13 protein-coding genes, 1 tRNA gene and 1 riboswitch are annotated in these 16,742 nt (G+C 63.1%); of the genes, 3 read left to right on the forward strand and 11 right to left on the reverse strand.

Going from position 1 to position 16,742, the window contains the following annotated elements; translation table 11 throughout:
* Position 1: 1 nt before the first annotated feature.
* The 8 genes from cobD to btuB are packed head-to-tail and all read right to left on the reverse strand — an operon-like array spanning position 2 to position 7,655.
* Positions 2–994 (reverse strand): threonine-phosphate decarboxylase CobD, encoded by a 993-nt coding sequence (cobD, locus tag KEM63_RS09705; protein ID WP_223651127.1) that lies wholly within the window; start codon positions 992–994, stop codon positions 2–4.
* Entirely contained in the window at positions 987–1,892 is a 906-nt protein-coding gene (gene cbiB / locus KEM63_RS09710) for an adenosylcobinamide-phosphate synthase CbiB (protein ID WP_423747787.1), read from the reverse strand. Before cbiB ends, cobD begins: the two co-directional genes overlap by 8 nt.
* Positions 1,889–2,686: a cobalamin-binding protein gene (locus KEM63_RS09715; protein WP_223651131.1), complete on the reverse strand. Its 798-nt coding sequence runs from the start codon at positions 2,684–2,686 to the stop codon at positions 1,889–1,891. Before KEM63_RS09715 ends, cbiB begins: the two co-directional genes overlap by 4 nt.
* Complete coding sequence (gene bluB / locus KEM63_RS09720) at positions 2,683–3,330, reverse strand: 5,6-dimethylbenzimidazole synthase (protein WP_223651133.1); 648 nt, start codon at positions 3,328–3,330, stop codon at positions 2,683–2,685. Before bluB ends, KEM63_RS09715 begins: the two co-directional genes overlap by 4 nt.
* Entirely contained in the window at positions 3,327–4,619 is a 1,293-nt protein-coding gene (locus tag KEM63_RS09725) for a cobyrinic acid a,c-diamide synthase CobB (protein ID WP_223651135.1), read from the reverse strand. Before KEM63_RS09725 ends, bluB begins: the two co-directional genes overlap by 4 nt.
* The gene (cobO, locus tag KEM63_RS09730) at positions 4,616–5,224 is read right to left on the reverse strand and encodes a cob(I)yrinic acid a,c-diamide adenosyltransferase (RefSeq protein WP_223651144.1); all 609 of its coding nucleotides are present in this window, start codon (positions 5,222–5,224) and stop codon (positions 4,616–4,618) included. Before cobO ends, KEM63_RS09725 begins: the two co-directional genes overlap by 4 nt.
* Complete coding sequence (locus KEM63_RS09735) at positions 5,221–5,796, reverse strand: hypothetical protein (protein ID WP_223651146.1); 576 nt, start codon at positions 5,794–5,796, stop codon at positions 5,221–5,223. The genes cobO and KEM63_RS09735 overlap by 4 nt, the downstream gene beginning before the upstream one ends.
* Before the next feature lie 38 nt (positions 5,797–5,834).
* Positions 5,835–7,655 (reverse strand): TonB-dependent vitamin B12 receptor, encoded by a 1,821-nt coding sequence (gene btuB, locus KEM63_RS09740; RefSeq protein WP_223651147.1) that lies wholly within the window; start codon positions 7,653–7,655, stop codon positions 5,835–5,837.
* A gap of 113 nt (positions 7,656–7,768) precedes the next feature.
* Positions 7,769–8,013, reverse strand: a riboswitch (cobalamin riboswitch).
* A 122-nt stretch (positions 8,014–8,135) separates the two neighbouring features.
* Between btuB and cadR the strand changes: the two genes are divergently transcribed.
* The 3 genes from cadR (at position 8,136) to KEM63_RS09755 (ending at position 12,332) form a co-directional block, all read left to right on the forward strand.
* The gene (gene cadR / locus KEM63_RS09745; RefSeq protein WP_223651149.1) at positions 8,136–8,588 is read left to right on the forward strand and encodes a Cd(II)/Pb(II)-responsive transcriptional regulator; all 453 of its coding nucleotides are present in this window, start codon (positions 8,136–8,138) and stop codon (positions 8,586–8,588) included.
* Positions 8,589–8,880: 292 nt separating this feature from the next.
* On the forward strand, positions 8,881–11,850 hold the full coding sequence (gene fdhF / locus KEM63_RS09750) for a formate dehydrogenase subunit alpha (protein WP_223651151.1): 2,970 nt from the start codon (positions 8,881–8,883) through the stop codon (positions 11,848–11,850).
* Positions 11,850–12,332 carry a helical membrane plugin domain-containing protein gene (locus KEM63_RS09755; protein ID WP_223651153.1) on the forward strand — a complete coding sequence of 161 codons (483 nt, stop codon included), beginning with the start codon at positions 11,850–11,852 and terminating at the stop codon, positions 12,330–12,332. Before fdhF ends, KEM63_RS09755 begins: the two co-directional genes overlap by 1 nt.
* A gap of 61 nt (positions 12,333–12,393) precedes the next feature.
* Here the strand turns inward: KEM63_RS09755 and KEM63_RS09760 are convergent.
* From KEM63_RS09760 to KEM63_RS09770, 3 genes are all read right to left on the reverse strand, one after another.
* Positions 12,394–12,470 (reverse strand) — tRNA-Asp (locus KEM63_RS09760).
* 144 nt (positions 12,471–12,614) lie between these two features.
* Entirely contained in the window at positions 12,615–15,650 is a 3,036-nt protein-coding gene (locus KEM63_RS09765) for an efflux RND transporter permease subunit (RefSeq protein ID WP_223651155.1), read from the reverse strand.
* Positions 15,647–16,741: an efflux RND transporter periplasmic adaptor subunit gene (locus KEM63_RS09770; RefSeq protein ID WP_223651162.1), complete on the reverse strand. Its 1,095-nt coding sequence runs from the start codon at positions 16,739–16,741 to the stop codon at positions 15,647–15,649. The genes KEM63_RS09765 and KEM63_RS09770 overlap by 4 nt, the downstream gene beginning before the upstream one ends.
* Between the last annotated feature and the right edge of the window lies 1 nt (position 16,742).

Genomic DNA, 16,742 nt, shown 5'->3' on the forward strand with positions numbered 1-16,742 from the left:
GTCAGCTGACCTCCGCAAACGCTTGCAACGCCGTGTCCAGGCGACGCCAACCGGACTCATCGCCGGGTAAGCCAATGCGTACTGCCGCGCGCTCCGGGAACAGACGAATGAGCACGCCCTGTCGAGCGAGGCAGTCCTGCAGCGCGCGCGCGTCGGGATGTTCGATCCACTGGAACAACGCGCAGCCTCCTGCAGGTTTCAGGCCCCGAGCGCACAGCAGCGCCGCCAGGCGCTCCCCGTCTGCCAAGAGCCGACTTCTCCACCTGTCCTGTGTCGAGCGGTCCGCCAGCGCACGCTGGCCGACATGGCGAGTGGGTCCGCTGACGGTCCACGGGCCGAGCGTCTCTGCCAGCTGCAGCAGGACCGACTCGCCGGCCAGTACAAAACCCAACCGCGCCCCGCCGAGGCCGAAGAACTTGCCGAGCGAACGCAGGACGATCAGGCCTTGCAGGTGCGAGTAGCTCGCCAGACTGTGTTCAGGCGTTGTATCAACAAAGGCTTCGTCGACGATCAGACAGCCATCGCGCCGGGCCAGCGCTGCATGCCAGTGGAGCAGCTGTTCGACCGTGAACAACCGCCCGGTCGGGTTGTTGGGATTGACCAGCGCAAGCACGTCGAGCTGCTCCAGACGAGTATCCACGTCCGCTTCGGAAGCAAGCGATATTGGCGCAAAGCCCGCCATCTCCCAGGCGCGCCGGTGTTCGGCGTAGCAGGGCTCGACGATACCCACACGACAACCCCGGAACAGGCCCGGCAAAGACTGGATGGCAGCCTGGGAACCGGCTACCGGCAGCAGGAAGCGCGCGCCGTAATAGGCACAGGCAGCCTCTTCCAGTCCGTCCCCCTCCTCGGGCAGCCGGTGCCACATATCCGGCGGAACCGATGCAAGCGGCCAGGCGTAGGGCGCCAGGCCGGTAGAGAGATCGAGCCAGTCCCCAGTAGGAATACCGTACTCCAGCGCGGCCCGTCGCAACCGCCCGCCATGCTCAAGCATGGCTCAGCCCCCAGATAATGAATGCGACTACCACCCAGAGCATCACGCTGCGGCGCACCAGACGCAGGGCATGCAGGATGTCGACCTCGGCCGGTTCCGGGCCGGCGCCAAGCAGCGGACGATGGTGGACCGCGCCGTCGTACGTGGCAGCGCCCCCCAGACTCACGCCCAGCGCCCCGGCGCCGGAAGCCATTACCGGCCCGGCGTTGGGGCTGTCCCAAAGCGGCGCCTGTTGGGCCCAGCAGGTCAGGGCGAGTCGCGTCTTGCCACACAGGGCATAGGTGAACGCGACCAGGCGTGCCGGAAGGTAGTTGAGCAGATCATCGATTTTCGCGGCAGCCCAGCCGAAATGCAGAAAGCGTTCGTTACGGTAGCCCCACATGGCGTCCAGCGTATTGGCCAGCCGATATAGCACCGCGCCCGGACCGCCGAAGATGGCGAACCAGAACAACGCCGCGAACACGGCATCGCTGCCGTTTTCCAGTACCGACTCGGTGGTCGCGCGGGCGACGCCGGCCTCATCAAGGGACTGAGTATTGCGGCTGACGATACGGCCCACCCGCTCGCGAGCGGCCTCCAGGTTGCCCGCACCCAGGGCGCGGACGATCGGCATGGCATGTTCCGAGAGGCTGCGCATTCCGATCGCCAGATACAGCAGCACCATCTCGACCAGCCAGCCGATACCGGGCAGATTGGACAGCAGCCAGGCCACAAAGGTAAGTGGGAGCACCGCCAGCGACCACCCCACTATTCCCCGCTTGCGCCGGGGGTGGCCGCGGTTGAAACGCAACTCGATAGCCGAGGCCAACCAGCCGAAGCCGACCAGCGGATGCCAGCGACGCGGCTCACCGAACAGTTGATCCAGCAGGATAGCGCCGAGCATCAGGGGGGCCATCAACTCATCCTCTGAGCAGCTTCACGGACCCGCAGCTGCAGCTGATCGAGGCCCAGCGTCAACGCCGATATGCCCGGCTGGAGGATGTCCGGCGATTTGATCTCATGGACCTGGCCATGCTGGATCGCGGGAATCGATTGCCAGCCCTCGCGCTCGCTCAGTTGTTCGGGACGAAACCGCTTGCCGCACCACGAACCGATAATCAAATCCGGGGCACGACGTACCACCTCCTGCGGATCGTTGATGTATCGCTGTCTTGCTCGGGGGTGATGGCTCAGCTCCGCAAAGCAGTCTTCGCCACCGGCGATATCGATCAACTCGCTGACCCAACGAATGCCGGAGATGAGCGGGTCGTTCCATTCCTCGAAGTAGACGCGGGGCTTGGCCGACAAGGTGGCCGCCTGCTGACGGGCCAGGTCGAGCCGAGCGCTCAGGGTCTCTACCAGATCGGCCGCGCGCGCGGTGCAGCCAACCAGCGCGCCGAGGGTTTCGATCATCCGCAGGATGCCGGCTATATCGCGCTGATTGAACAGATGAACTTCAAGCCCTTCCCGGGCCAGTTCGGCGGCTATGCCCGCCTGGAGGTCACAGTAACCTAGCACCAGGTCCGGCTTGAGCTCCAGGATCTTCTCCGTTTTCGCGCTGGTAAAGGCGGACACCTTCGGCTTTTCCCGGCGGGCTTGAGGCGGGTGCACGGTGAAGCCGGAAATGCCGGCTATGCGCCGGTCTTCGCCCAGACGATAGAGCACTTCACAGGTTTCGGTAGACAGGCAGACGATACGCTGCGGTCCCTTCATTGCTGCCCCCAACTGTCTGTAAACACCAGTTCTTCCAAAGGACGGGGTTGGGCCCAGCCCTCCTGCTCCAGCATGGGCCGCGTGTAGAACTCGGCCACCGGTCCGAGACACAGCACGGCAACCGGCCTGGCGTCGGATGGCATGTTCAGCAGCTCTGCGAGCGCAGCAGGGTCGAACAACGACACCCAGCCCATCCCCAGACCTTCGGCACGTGCAGCCAGCCACATGTTCTGGATCGCGCAGGAAAGTGAAGCCAGATCCATTTCCGGCAGCGTGCGGCGACCGAATACATGCTTGTCACGCCCGTCCGGAAGCGCGGCGATCAACAACTCTGCGCAGTCGAGGATGCCTTCTACCTTGAGTTGCATGAAGTCATCGCCCCGTTCACCCAGCGCCTCGGCGGTCAGCCGACGCTCGGCCTCGACCAGCGCATGAATCATGCGGCGACGCTCGAGTTGGGAAATGCGAAGAAACCGCCAGGGCTGCATCAAACCGACGCTCGGCGCATGGTGGGCAGCCTGAAGCAGTCGGGCCAGCACCTCGGGCGCCACCTCGCCGCCGCAGAAATGGCGCATATCACGCCGCTCCCGGATGGCACGGTAAACAGCCGCACGTTCGGCGTCGGAAAAGGCCTGGTTACTCATGGCTTGAACAGCGCCGCCACCGCAGCCGGGTTGCCGGGGAAATATAGATGAATGTAGGAAGCCGTCAGGCGACCGATGCGATACACCGCTTCGGCCGTGCGCTTGTAGTTCGGACATTCGCCACGCGCCAGGAAAGGGAGCTCGCAGTGCATGGACGAATGATGGAAGGTGTGCCCGCGCAGCCGGCCTTCTGGCAGATCGACTTCCTGCAGCGCCAGCGCGGCCAGACGTTTTTGCATCGTTACCTGGCCCGGCACCAGCCCGACCAGTTCCGCGGTCCTGCCCTCTGCATCCGTCAGCGTCTCAGACAGATAGAGCATGCCGCCGCACTCGGCAAGGATCGGCTTGCCCGCGCGTTGGTGCTGACGGATCGATCCCAGCATCGATGCATTCGCCGACAGCGCTTCCAGATGCAGCTCGGGATAGCCACCTGGCAGATAGAGGCTATCAACCTCGGGCATCGCCACGTCCGTCAGGGGAGAGAAAAACGTGAGCTCGGCGCCCAGGGACTGAAGCACATCCAGGTTGGCCTGGTAGAGAAACGCGAATGCCGCGTCGCGTGCCACCCCAATGCGCACGCCCTCCAGCACCCGCGCCTCGGGTGCGCGCGGCTCGCCAGAAAAGCTTACCGCTGCCGGCAGCGTCGCACCGGCACTCGCCAGCAAGGCGTCAGCTGCTGCATCCAGACGGGCATCGAGATCGGCCAGTTCATCGGCTTGCACCAGGCCAAGATGCCGGCTGGGCAGTGTGACGTCTTCGCTGCGCGGGAGTGCGCCGTACCAGTGCATACCCGCCGGGAGGCTGTCGCGCAGGATCTCGCCGTGACGCGCGCTGCCCACCTTGTTGCCCAGCACGCCGGAGAACGGCAGGTCTGGCTGGAAATGCGCCAGCCCATGAGCCATCGCACCAAAGGTCTGCGCCATGCCCGACCCGTCGATAACGCCCATCACCGGCACGCCGAACCGCCGAGCGAGATCCGCCGCCGACGGGTTGCCGTCGAACAGACCCATCACGCCTTCGATCAGAATCAGATCGGCCTCGCCCGCGGCTTCCCAGAGCATGCGCCGGCTTTCCTGCTCGCCAATCATCCACAGGTCAAGCTGATAGACCGGTTGGCCGCTGGCGCGCCTGAGGATCATCGGATCGAGAAAGTCCGGGCCACACTTGAAGACCCGCACGCGACGCCCTTCGCGGGCATGCAGTCGGGCCAGCGCAGCGGTAACCGTGGTCTTGCCCTGCCCTGAAGCCGGTGCCGCGACAAGCAGCGCCGGGCATGTGCGATCGGTCAAAACTCCACTCCCTTCTGAGCCTTGATGCCCGCCTTGAAGGCGTGCTTGACCACGCCCATCTCGGTCACCGTGTCAGCGGCTTCGATCAACTCGGGCGGGGCGCCGCGTCCGGTCACCACCACGTGCTGATGCATCGGCCTAGAGCCGATGTCCTTCACCACCTGCTCAACCTCGAGATAACGGTACTTCAGCGCAATGTTCAGCTCATCCAGCACCACCAGGGCGATGTCCGGATCGCTCATCAGCTCCACGGCCACAGCCCATGCAGCCTGAGCCTTGGCCATGTCGTCCTTGCGGTCCTGGGTTTCCCAGGTAAAGCCGGCGCCCATCACGTGATAGCGGACTTCGTCAGGGAAAAGACGGAAAAACGTCTCCTCGCCGGTGCTCCGCGCACCCTTGATGAACTGGACGATACCCACCTTGTAACCATGGCCGAGCGAGCGAGCGGCCATACCGAAAGCAGAACTGCTCTTGCCCTTGCCGTTGCCCGTCAGCACCAGCAACAGACCGTGCTCGTCCTGCGCCTGGGCAATCTTCTCGTCCATCACCGCCTTCTTGCGCTGCATTCGCAGGCGGTGACGTTCATCCCGCTCGGCGTCGCTCACACGCGGTGATCCTGCCCGCCACGAAGCGGCGCGGCAGCGTAGAATGCGGCGTACAACAGCGCAGCGATAGCGACGTAAAACGCCATGGTCGACAGGTACTGCGGGTAGTAGACGGCGATGCGTTCAAGCATGCCGACGAAGGTCGGCTCGGCGTACCGGCCCGAGAAGAAGTAGAACCCGCCGCTGGAGAACAGCTGACACACCAGCGCGCTGCCTGCCATGACAGCTGCCAACGTCGACAGGCTGCGGACGCTATCCTGATGCCAGCGGGCGTAGAGGCGACCGCCGAACCAGAGGGCACCGTAGGCCGGAACCAGCATCCAGTAGGCAACGGTCATGCAATGGTGGCCGGCATTGGTCCAGCCGACGCTCATCACATCCATGAAGGTTGCCTGCAGGAACAACGCAGGGAAAACCCAGCGCGGGCGCAGCAGCACGCCAGCGAGGAAGAACACCGCCCATGAGGCGCTCGGCAGGTCGACCAGATTGAAATGGCTGCCGCGTGTCATTGCCATCAGCAGGACCAGCGCAATGCCGACCGCAATCTGGCTACGTTTTGAAAGTTCGAGCATGTGTTTCCCCTTTTTTGCTGTCGTTATAAGTCAACTGTTCAGATCGGTTGGTAGCGCAAGGTGAGATAGCCTGCCCGCCCCGGCTGCTGATAGGTGCGAGCGGTTTCGTAATCATTGTCGAACAGGTTGGTGACGCTGACCTGAACGCGCCAGGCATGGCTGAACCAGTACTGCGCGCGCAGATCGACTGTATTGTAGCCAGACAATTCGTTGGTGTTCGCTGCATTGTCCCAACGACGGCCTTCCGTATGCAGGCTGGCTCCGACGCCGATCGAGCCGAAGCGGCGGTCTACGTCCAGATTGAACAACTGCTCGGCGCGGCGCGCCAGGAGATCACCCTGATTCGCGCGGTTGGACCGATTGGCCGGGTCCTGCAAGGTGAGATTGCCGCGCCAGTCCCAACCCTGCCACTGGCTGCCTACATCAAACTCGATGCCACGGATCACCGCACGATCGATGTTGTAGGCGCGGAGCCCGTCGCCCTGGTTGAAGTAGGCAATCAGGTCTTCGATCTCGTTGCGAAACACCGCGACGGACCAGTCTCCCCAACCATGATTCCCGTTCAGGCCCACCTCGACGTTGCGAGAGGTCTCGTCAGTGATACCGGGGTTGCCGTTGATGGGATGGTAGAGTTGGTTGAAGGTGGGCGCCTTGTAGGCGGTGCCATAGCTGGCGGTCGCCTGAATGGCGCGGTTGACGGCAAACCCATAGCCGATACTGCCGGTATTGTGGCGGCCATGCTCCTGGTTGTCGTCGCTGCGTACGCCTAGTTGCCAGCTATGGCGGCCGAAGTCGGCGAGGTATTGGGCATACACGCCGTGGTTGTCCCGGCTGTCTTCACGGAAGTCCGTGGTGCCGTTGACCGAATCCTCGAGATAATCGTAGCCGAGGGTCAGCAACTGATCCGTGCCGACCTGCAGGTCGTTCTGCCAACCGAAGCTGTCGCGACGGGTATCGATGCGTGTGTTGAACACACTGCCATTGAAGGTATCGAGCTTGTCCTCGCTGCGCCCTGCCTGCAACGTGACCTGCCAGGGCTCGAGCGGAGCAAAGGCTGCTCGCGCTCCATAGGTCTTGAGCACGTTATCGGCATTGGCGAGGCGGCCGGAATCGAAGTCGTTGTGCGAGCGCACTTCGGTAAGATAGCCATCCAGCGCCAGACCGCTGTCGAAGCGATAGCCGCCGTTGAGGCTGGCCGACAATTCGCGATACCCGTCATGGTCCGGCTCCGGTGCAGGTGAGCCCGGCCGCGCATCAATGCCACGCGTATCCAGGCTGCTGACGCCAAGGTTGTACCAGGCGCTGCCCTGTCCGCCCGACACACCCGCACTGCCGGCGTGATGGTTGTGGCTGCCGGCGGTGATCGATGCATAGGGCGTGACGCCGTCCTGTTCACCGCGTCGGGTGAATATCTGGATGACGCCACCGATCGCTTCCGAACCGTACAGACTGGAGCGCGGCCCTCGCACAACTTCGATGCGTTCGATCAGCTCGACCGGCAGGTTCTGCCAGGCCGCATCACCGGTTGTGGCCGATCCCGTGCGCACGCCGTCGATCAGTACCAGTACGTGGTTGCTGTTGCTGCCTCGAATGCTGACCGTCGTATTCTTGCCCGCGCCGCCCGTGTTTGTCAGGCTGAGTCCGGGTACCCGGCGCAGAAGATCCGGCACATTGTTGGCCTGCAGACGCTCGATTTCGTAACGGCCGATCACACTGGTCGCGGCGATACCGGGGGTGGTGCTCTGAGTGGTTCGGGTGGCCGTGACCACCTGATCGTCGAGGCGATAGGGGTTTGCTACGGATGACGTGGAAATAGCGAAGATGGCCGCGGCGACCGAGGCGGAAAGAAGAGTATTCATTGGTGTCTGGCTGCTCCGTCGTGCCTACCCGCACGACCCTGCTGTTGGTAATGCAGGGGCGAACAACGCTGGCAGACGGCACGCGAGCCGCACACCCGCAGAAGCCCGCCGCTCTGCTGTGAAAGCGTCAGGCCGGTCTCCGGGCTCACAAGTGAATGATCCATCACATGGATCGTCGATTCGGCGATTGCACCTTCCCATGCCGAGGCACAGTGGTCTGAGCGATCGCTGCCGGCCAGATGGCTGGCGGCACTTGTATACCGTTGCGGGGGCAGCGCCGGGTTTGCTCATCGAGCGTACCGGCTTCCCAGTTTCACCCACCGAATCATTGGCGGGCACCTGAAGCAGGCGCAAGGTTAGAAGTTTTGTAACAAGGCGTCAACGGAGATTGCGGTTCGGCGGTGCATTGCGGATAGCGGATTTGCCACAACGCCTGCCAGTCGTCACCATGAAACGGGACAGTCTGTCAGGAGTCGCGTCATGAGGATCGGAGAGTTGGCCGCCGTCACGGCGTGCCCGGTAGAAACCATTCGTTACTACGAGCGTGAGGGGTTGGTCCCTGCCCCGTCCCGCCTGGCGAACAACTATCGAATCTACGGGCGCGAACATGTAGAGCGGCTGACGTTCATTCGCAACTGCCGCTCTCTGGACATGACGCTGGAGGAGATCAGACGCTTGCTGTCCCTGCGTGACCAGCCGAGCGAGAGCTGTGATTCGGTGAACAGTCTGATCGACGAGCACATGCGCCATGTGCAGACACGCATCGATGCCCTCCATCAACTGCAGGCTCAGCTGGCTCAGCTACGGGATCGATGTGCCGGCTCGCAGGACATCGACCACTGCGCAATCCTTGGGCAATTGAAAACCACTGGTGCGCTGACGCCGTCGGAGTCCGACGGCAGCCATGTCGGCCGCAGCCACCCTCATCGCTAGGCGCTCAGGCTGCGCGGGGACGCTGCAGCCGGCAGCAGGCGGAAACCGGTCCGGTAGCCGTGAACGAATCTTTCCCATACCAGTCCCAATCCGAAAGCGAGACCACCAAAACGTCGTCCTAGACCAGATGGCCAGGGTTCGCTCGTTTGGCAACGCCGGTTCGCCGGCGGGAGCAGTGGTTCGTTCGCGATGGTGCGACCTCACCATCTGTTGCCAGAGCGCTTCGAAGAAGGCGCAGGATGCCAGGAAGGTCCAAGCCGGATGAGCACCAGGCCCCATAACAGGTGCCCTGATGAGCAAAGCGACAGACTGCACGATTATCTACGACGGACAGACACTGACCGGCAAAGCGGATCAGCCTCTGGTCGAATTCCTCGGCGAACACGGCATCGATCTGCCGCATGTCTGCTATCACCCGTCTCTGGGACCGTTGCAGACCTGCGATACCTGCTGGGTGCTGGTCGATGGCGAGCTGCAGCGCGGCTGCACCTTGAAAACCTCCGAGGGGCTGGCGCTCTCCAGCACCGGCCAGGCGCAGACCGCACGCGGCGAAGGGATGGACCGTCTGCTCGCCAAGCATGAGCTGTATTGCACCGTCTGCGAGAACAACAACGACTGCACCCTTCACGACACGGTCGTGAGCATGGACATTCCGATTCAGCGTTATGAATTCCAGCGCACGCCGCACGAGAAGGACCATTCCAACCCGTTCTATACCTACGATCCCGACCAGTGCATCCTCTGCGGACGCTGCGTCGAGGCCTGCCAGAATGTCGAGGTGAACGAAACGCTGAGCATCGACTTCACCATGGAGCGTCCGCGCGTGCTGTGGGATGGCGGCGACACCATCGAGGGATCAAGCTGCGTGAGTTGCGGGCATTGCGTGACCGTGTGTCCCTGCAATGCGCTGATGGAAAAGACCATGCAGCCCGATGCGGGCCCCTTCACGTCCATTCCCCAGGAGGTGAAGCGTCCGATGATCGACATGGTCAAGACCGTCGAACGCACGATCAGCGCCAAGCCGATCACTGCGATTTCGGTCATGGACAAGCACTGGCGGCAGCCGGAGGTAAAGCGCACCAAGACCGTTTGCACTTACTGCGGCGTCGGCTGCTCCTTCGAGATGTGGACGCGTGATCGACAGATCCTCAAGGTGCAACCAGTGGAAAATGCGCCGGCCAACGGCATATCTACCTGCGTGAAGGGCAAGTTTGCCTGGGATTTCGTCAATGACCCCAAGCGTCTGACGACGCCGCTGATCCGTGAGAACGGCAAATTTCGCGAGGCGAGCTGGAACGAAGCACTGGATCTGGTGGCGCGACGATTCATGGAAATCCGCGACACCGAGGGGCCTGAAAAGATCGGGTTCATCGGCTCGAGCAAGGCCAGCAACGAAGAAGCCTATCTGACGCAGAAGATCGCCCGCCTGATCATCGGCACCAACAGCGTCGACAATTCCTCCCGGTACTGCCAGAACCCCGCAACCAAGGGACTCTTTCGCACAGTGGGTTACGGCGGTGATGCCGGGAGCATCGCCGACATGGAGAAGGCCGACCTGATCGTCATCGTCGGCAGCAATCTTTCCGAGAATCACCCCGTCATCGCCTCCAAGCTCAAGGCGGCGCGCAAGTTGCGCGGCCAGAAGCTGATCGTTGCAGACGTGCGCGGGCACGAGATGGCCGAGCGTGCCGATATCTTCCTGCGGCCGAACGCCAGCACAGACATGATCTGGGCCTCGGCGATGGCGCGCTACATCCTCGACAATGACCTGGCTGATACCGAGTTCCTGCGAACCAAGGTCAATCAGGTCGAGGAGTTCCACCAGTCGCTTGCACCGTTCACCATGGATTTCGCCGCCGAGAAGACCGGCATCCCCAGGCAGCAACTGATCGACGCGGCGGAGATGATCGCCGCAGCTGAATCGGTCTGCCTGTTGTGGGCCATGGGCATTACGCAGCACAGCCATGGCGCCGACACCAGCACGTCGCTGTCCAATCTGCTGCTGGTCACTGGCAACTATGGCAAGCCGGGTACCGGCGGCTATCCCATGCGGGGTCACAACAACGTACAGGGCGCCAGCGACTTCGGTTGCCTGAAGAACATGTATCCCGGCTACGAAAAGGTCACCGACGAGGCAGTTAGAGCCAAGTGGGCCAGAGCCTGGGGCGTCCCGCCCGAGCAGCTTTCAGACGAAGTAGGCTCGGACAACTTCCTGATGGTCCAGGATGCCGGCACCGACAAGCTCAAGGCGATGTTCATCATCGGCGAAGAGACCGCCTTCTCCGACGCCAACAGCCGCAGGGTTCACAGCTCCTTCACCGGGCTGGAGTTCATGGTGGTGCAGGACATCTTCCTCAGCCGCACCGCCCAGTTCGCCGATGTGGTGCTGCCGGCCTGCCCCAGCGTGGAAAAGGAAGGCACCTTCACCAACACCGAGCGCCGCATTCAGCGCTTCTACCAGGTCATGCCGCCACTGGGTGACAGCCGCCCGGACTGGGAGATTCTGACCGATCTGGCCAAACGAATGGGTCACGATTGGGGCTATACACACCCCTCCGAAATCATGGCCGAATGCGCGCAAATCTCCGACATGTTCCGCGGCGTCAGCTACGACCGGCTGGAAGGCTGGAAGTCCCAGTGCTGGCCGGTCCGCGAAGATGGCACCGACACGCCCCTGCTTTATACCGACGGGTTCCATACAGAGGACGGCAAGGCCGTGCTGTTCCCGCTGGAATGGAAAGAGCCGGCCGAGGGTCCGGACGCCGAATACGATCTGATGCTGGACAACGGGCGTATGCTTGAACATTTCCAGGGCGATAATCAAACCGGACGCGGCGATCGCGTGTTACCTCTGTCCCCCAACTGGTTCGTCGAGGTCAGCCCGGAGCTGGCCAAGGAAAACGGAATCGAAGACGGCACCTGGGTTCGCGTGACCTCGCGCAGAGGGTCAGTGGACGTCCAGGCCCTCGTGACCGAGCGGGTACGCGGCAAGACGCTGTTCATGCCGATTCACCAGGGCAAGCCGGGGCTCAACCTCCTGACTGGCGAACACCATGACCCGGACGTGAACACGCCGGCTTACAAGGAAACGGCGGTCAAGCTCGAAGTGTTGCCCCGCGAGCGGGGGCCGTCGCCGCTGCCGGCTCACAACTTCCGCAACGGCAGGCGCACACCGAACGAAGGCGTACCCGTGGAAGTGAAATGGATGCAACCGGACTACGTGGAACCGCCCGTTCACGCACCTCAGCCGGAGAAATTCTGATGGCAGAACCAATCGATTATGACGTCAAACCCACGCCCATCGGTCCCGACGCGCACGAAGAGCTCGAGCGATTGCTGCAAAGCCTGCATGAAGGCGGCGTTCTGCGCTTTGCCAACGATCTGGTGTCATCCAAGAGCGAAGTGACCAAGGTGCTGGTCGACGGACTCAATCAGGAAGGCTCCCTCAACGCGGTTCAGAACCTGTCGATTCTGCTCATGGCGCTATCGCGTATCGAGCCAGGGGAATTCTACAAGGTGGTGTTCGGGCTGAAGGATGCCATGACAGAGCTGAGCCGACACGCACCACAGAACAAGCGTGAGGATGCGCCTGGCATCACCGGCGCATACAAGATGCTACACGACGACAAACTCTGGGCTTCGCTTACGCCACTCATCGGCGCCCTTAAGGTGTTCGCCGAGCGCCTGGGTGAGGATACCGAGAAGCCGGTCACCAAGTTCACCGGCAAGCAGACCGAGCTGTAACTCCGACAGCGGCGCCTGAAACGAAAAAAGCGACCCAAAGGTCGCTTTTTTAATCGAATAGTGGCGCAGCGGACGGGACTCGAACCCGCGACCCCCGGCGTGACAGGCCGGTATTCTAACCGACTGAACTACCGCTGCGCGTTGGCCCAGCGACTCCGCGAACGGTACGGGTGGGGTGCACCCTGTCATCTGAACTGGCGCGCATTTTAACCATTCCCCAAGGCGAGTCAAGCAGTTAGCGGTTATTTTTGTCACGCTCTCGCAACTCCGCTGCCGCCGGACTCAAGCCGCGTCGATAACCGCTCCTGAATCATCCGTTGCGTCCGATGCCAATGACAGACGACACACCGCCGGAACCACAAGCAAGGTGAGCACGGTTGACGCCAGCAGCCCCGAAATAATCGCCCAGGCCATCGGCGGCCATAGCGTCGAAGACGAAAACGCGAGCGGCAACAGTCCGGCGATGGTGGTAGCCGTGGTCAGCAGGATTGGCCGAGTTCGACGCGTTACGGCTTCGGCAACCGCCTCGCCAATCGACCGGCCCTCGGCCAGACGCTGATCCACCACATCGATCAGCACGATGGCGTTGTTCACCACGATGCCGACCAGCGCGATGATGCCCAGCACCGACTGGAAGCCAAAAGGCGAACCGGACAGCACCAGTCCCGGGAACACCCCGACGCTGGCCAGCGGCACCGTAAGCAGGATGATCCCTACCCGGCGGAAGGAATTGAACTGCAGCAGCAGGAAGAACAGCAGTAGCAGAACGCCGACGGGTGCCGTGGTGAACAGCGCACGGTTGGCGTCGCCCGAGCCTTCAGCGTCACCGCCCAGTTCGAGACGAGCGCCGGCTGGCAAGGGCTCTGTCTCGAGTCGCGTCTGCATTTGATCGAGTACCTGGCTGAAGCTGTAGCCGTCTTCAAGCCCGGAAGTCACTGTGTACAGTCGCACGCCGTCACGCTGACGGATCGACGCTGGCTGCCAGTCGGCTGCGATGCGCGCAACCGCAGTCAACGGCACACCCTGCCCCTCGGCATTGAACACCTGCGCCGACATCAGCCGTTCGATACTCTGCTGTGTGCCTTCGCGCGAACGCAGCACCAGCGGGATCGGATCCAGTTCCTGGCGGTATTGCTCGGCGGTAAAGCCCAGGCTCTGCGTGAACAGCGTGCGCGCCACATCGGCCCGTGTAACGCCATAGCGCTGCGCGAGCGCATCGTCCACATCAACTTTCAGGACCGGTACGCCCAGATCGACATCATGCCGCACGTCCACCGCCCCTTCGCTTTGCTTGAGCAGAGTAAACACCTGCTCTGCCGCAGCTATTCTTTGCCGATCATCATGGTGATACACCCGCACCTCCACCGGGGCTGCACGCGGCGGGCCCTGCCCGAGCGTGCTCGCCACCACGTCCAGCTCCGGCATGGTCTCTGCCACATGTCGGCGCACCCAATGAATAACGCCGCTGGTGTCGGCCAACGATTCGGTGGTGATCACCAGACGGGAGCGATTCGGCGCTTCCGGCGCACGCATCAGGTTGTAGTAGAAGCTCGGACCGGCCGAGCCGACGAAGCGGTGCACGGACGACACGTGCGGCCGCTGCCGAATCATCTGTTCCAGCTCGGCTGCCACCGTCTCGGTACGCTGCTGATCGGTTCCCTCCGGCATGTACAGCTCGACGACCACCTGCGGTCGATCGGCATTGGGGAAGAACTGCAGCTTCATGAACGGTGTCAGCCCCAGGCTGGCAATGACCACCACCAGGCCGAGCAAAATGACGCGGCGCGGCGCTCGGGTGGTGATGTCTGCCAGGCGTGAACCGAGTGCTTCCATCCGATCGCCTCGGCTGGTCTTCGAGGGCTTGAGAAAGCGACCGGCCAGCAACGGCGCGACACTGATCGCCAGCAGATAACTGACCACCAGCGTGAGCATGATCATCACCGGAATGCCACGGGTGAAATCCGCTGTCCCGCCCTTGGATAGCAGCATGGGCATGAAGGCTGCGAGCGTCGTGGCGGTGGACGCCCCCAGCGGCCCGGCCAGCTCGCGCACGCCGTTGCGCACGGCATCGCGCGAAGTCTCGCCGCGATTGAGACGATCCTGAATGTTCTCCACCATGACGATGGCGTTATCGATCAGGATGCCGAGGGATATGACCATCCCGATGACCGCGATCTGATGCAGGATGCCCCCGCCGAGGTCGTAGAGACCAAGGCTGATCAGCGCCACAAGCGGCAGCATCGCCGCCACCAGCACCCCCATGCGCCACCCCATACCCAGCAGTACCACGGCGACGATGATCGCCACGCTCCCCAGCAGGTTGCCCTCCAGGCCATCCAGCCGCTCCTTGACCTGATCGGGCTGGAAGTACATCTCTTCAATCTGCAGCGGCTCGAAATCTGCGCGTACCAGGTCGAGTCGTTCGCGCAGCGCCGCACCGAAGCGAATCGCGTCCACCTGGCCGCGCTGGGCGGTCAGTTCCACCAGGACCGCTTGTTCGCCATCGTACCAGGCCCGCGGCTGCATCGGCTCCTGCGGTCCGCGCCAGATGTCGGCGATCGACGCCAGCGGCACGCTGGCCCCATCCGGCAGCGGCACCTGGGTTGCTCGCAATGCCTGCAGATCGGCGAATTCACTATTGGGCAGAATTCCCAGCCGCTTGCCTCCGGCTTGCACGAAACCACCCGGTATCACCTGGTTACGCTGCGCCAGCAACTGCGCAAGATACGCCGGCGAAATACCCAGTCGCTGCAGCTCGGCGTCGCGGATGGCGATGGTGATCTGCTCGTCGACATCCCCTGACAGTTCCACACGCGACAGGCCCGGCAGGTCTGCCAGTTGTCGCTTGAGCCGTTCTGCCTCCTCGCTCAGGCGTACCAGCGAGGCATCACCACGCACGGCAAGGATCACCGCCGGGATGTCGATCAGTCGATCGTCCAGCGCCATCTGGCCGACGCCGGATGGAAATTCCAGGTGCGCCCGATCCATCGCCTGACGGACGCGGTCCCAGGCCGGGTCCGTTGCGTAGATCTTGTCTTCCAGCGTGATCGTGACCAGCGCCACGCCGGAGCGCGCTGTCGCAACAAAATGCTCGATTTCCTCCACCTGCGACAGCTCATCTGACAATGGATCGAGGATCAGTCTCTCGACTGCTTCGGCCATGGCGCCGGGATAGATGACCGTGATCATCCCGGTCCGATAGGGGAAACTCGGGTCCTCCTGGCGGGCCATGGTCAGGTAGGACGCTACGCCGAGCAGGCTCAGCATGATCATGATCATGCCGACCAGCCGTGGCCGCATGAGAAAAGCCGCGTTCATGGCAGCAGCTCCACCGCATCGCCCTCGGCGAGGCGGGTGAGACCGGCATACACCACCTTGTCGCCCGTGGTCAGGGCGTCACCCTGCAGGACAGCCCGCTCCCCCTGCAACGCACTCACCTGCACTGCAACCCGGCGTGCACGGTCCTGCTCGATGCGGAACACCGCCAGGCCATTGGGTGAGCGCATGATCGCCGACACCGGGACAGTGGTCTGCGGCAGACGGGTTGCCAGCAGCCCCACCTCCACCCCATCGCCGGACCGGGCCAGATCGCCTTCGACGCCGATCACAAGGGGATAGAGCGACCCGCCTGTTGAAGAGCCGAGGCCGATTTCGATCACCCGCCCTGCACCCTGTTCGCCGCTCAGACTGTTCCACACCGGCACGGACTGCCCGGTTTCCAGCCCGACAAGCAGGCGCGCCGGTACGCGAACTTCCACCTCGTGACCATCGGACGCAGCCAGACGCATCACGGGTTGCCCGGGCGACACGAATTCGCCCGGTTCGACACTCAATGCTTCGATGCTGCCGGCAAAGGGCGCACGCAGTTCGGTCTCGCCCTGAAGCTGCTCGGTCTGCCGTAATGATGCACGGGCACTGGCCACCCCGGCCTGCAGGGCTTCAAGTCGCGAGCGCTGTTGCTCGCGCTGCTGCGTCGACACCACACCGCGCTCGAACAGCTGTTCGGCACGTTGCAGATCCCGTTCGGCCTGAGCGGTCTGCGCTTGAAGCTCAGCCAGCTTCGCCCTGGCCGCATCGCGGGCAGGCAGTAATTCGGGATTGTACAGCCGAGCCAGCACCTGCCCGGCTTCGACCCGCTGCCCCAGTTCGACCGAACGCTCCTTTAGCACGCCGCCCACCTGAAAGGTCAACCCTGCGCGCTGCCGTGCCCTGACCACGCCTGCAAACCTGAGTGGCTCGGTCGCCTGCGCAAGACTGACCTCAGTCACACGCACCGGCACCGGCCGCAGCACAGGCGCTTGCGCTGCGTCGGCATTCTGCTCTGCGCCGCACCCCGCCAGCAGCGACGCTGCGAGCGCGCCAGCGACAATGGACAGGGTGAACCGGGGGAGGCGGGAGATGATCAACATG

This window comes from Halopseudomonas nanhaiensis (assembly GCF_020025155.1).
Lineage (GTDB): Bacteria > Pseudomonadota > Gammaproteobacteria > Pseudomonadales > Pseudomonadaceae > Halopseudomonas > Halopseudomonas nanhaiensis.

Bases quoted from the DNA above. Each gene is read 5' to 3' on its own strand.
- cobD (WP_223651127.1), bottom strand. From the start codon at position 994: ATGCTTGAGCATGGCGGGCGGTTGCGACGGGCCGCGCTGGAGTACGGT.
- KEM63_RS09715 (WP_223651131.1), bottom strand. From the start codon at position 2,686: ATGAAGGGACCGCAGCGTATCGTCTGCCTGTCTACCGAAACCTGTGAA.
- bluB (WP_223651133.1), bottom strand. From the start codon at position 3,330: ATGAGTAACCAGGCCTTTTCCGACGCCGAACGTGCGGCTGTTTACCGT.
- KEM63_RS09735 (WP_223651146.1), bottom strand. From the start codon at position 5,796: ATGCTCGAACTTTCAAAACGTAGCCAGATTGCGGTCGGCATTGCGCTG.
- btuB (WP_223651147.1), bottom strand. From the start codon at position 7,655: ATGAATACTCTTCTTTCCGCCTCGGTCGCCGCGGCCATCTTCGCTATT.
- cadR (WP_223651149.1), top strand. From the start codon at position 8,136: ATGAGGATCGGAGAGTTGGCCGCCGTCACGGCGTGCCCGGTAGAAACC.
- fdhF (WP_223651151.1), top strand. From the start codon at position 8,881: ATGAGCAAAGCGACAGACTGCACGATTATCTACGACGGACAGACACTG.
- KEM63_RS09755 (WP_223651153.1), top strand. From the start codon at position 11,850: ATGGCAGAACCAATCGATTATGACGTCAAACCCACGCCCATCGGTCCC.
- KEM63_RS09765 (WP_223651155.1), bottom strand. From the start codon at position 15,650: ATGAACGCGGCTTTTCTCATGCGGCCACGGCTGGTCGGCATGATCATG.
- KEM63_RS09770 (WP_223651162.1), bottom strand. From the start codon at position 16,741: ATGTTGATCATCTCCCGCCTCCCCCGGTTCACCCTGTCCATTGTCGCT.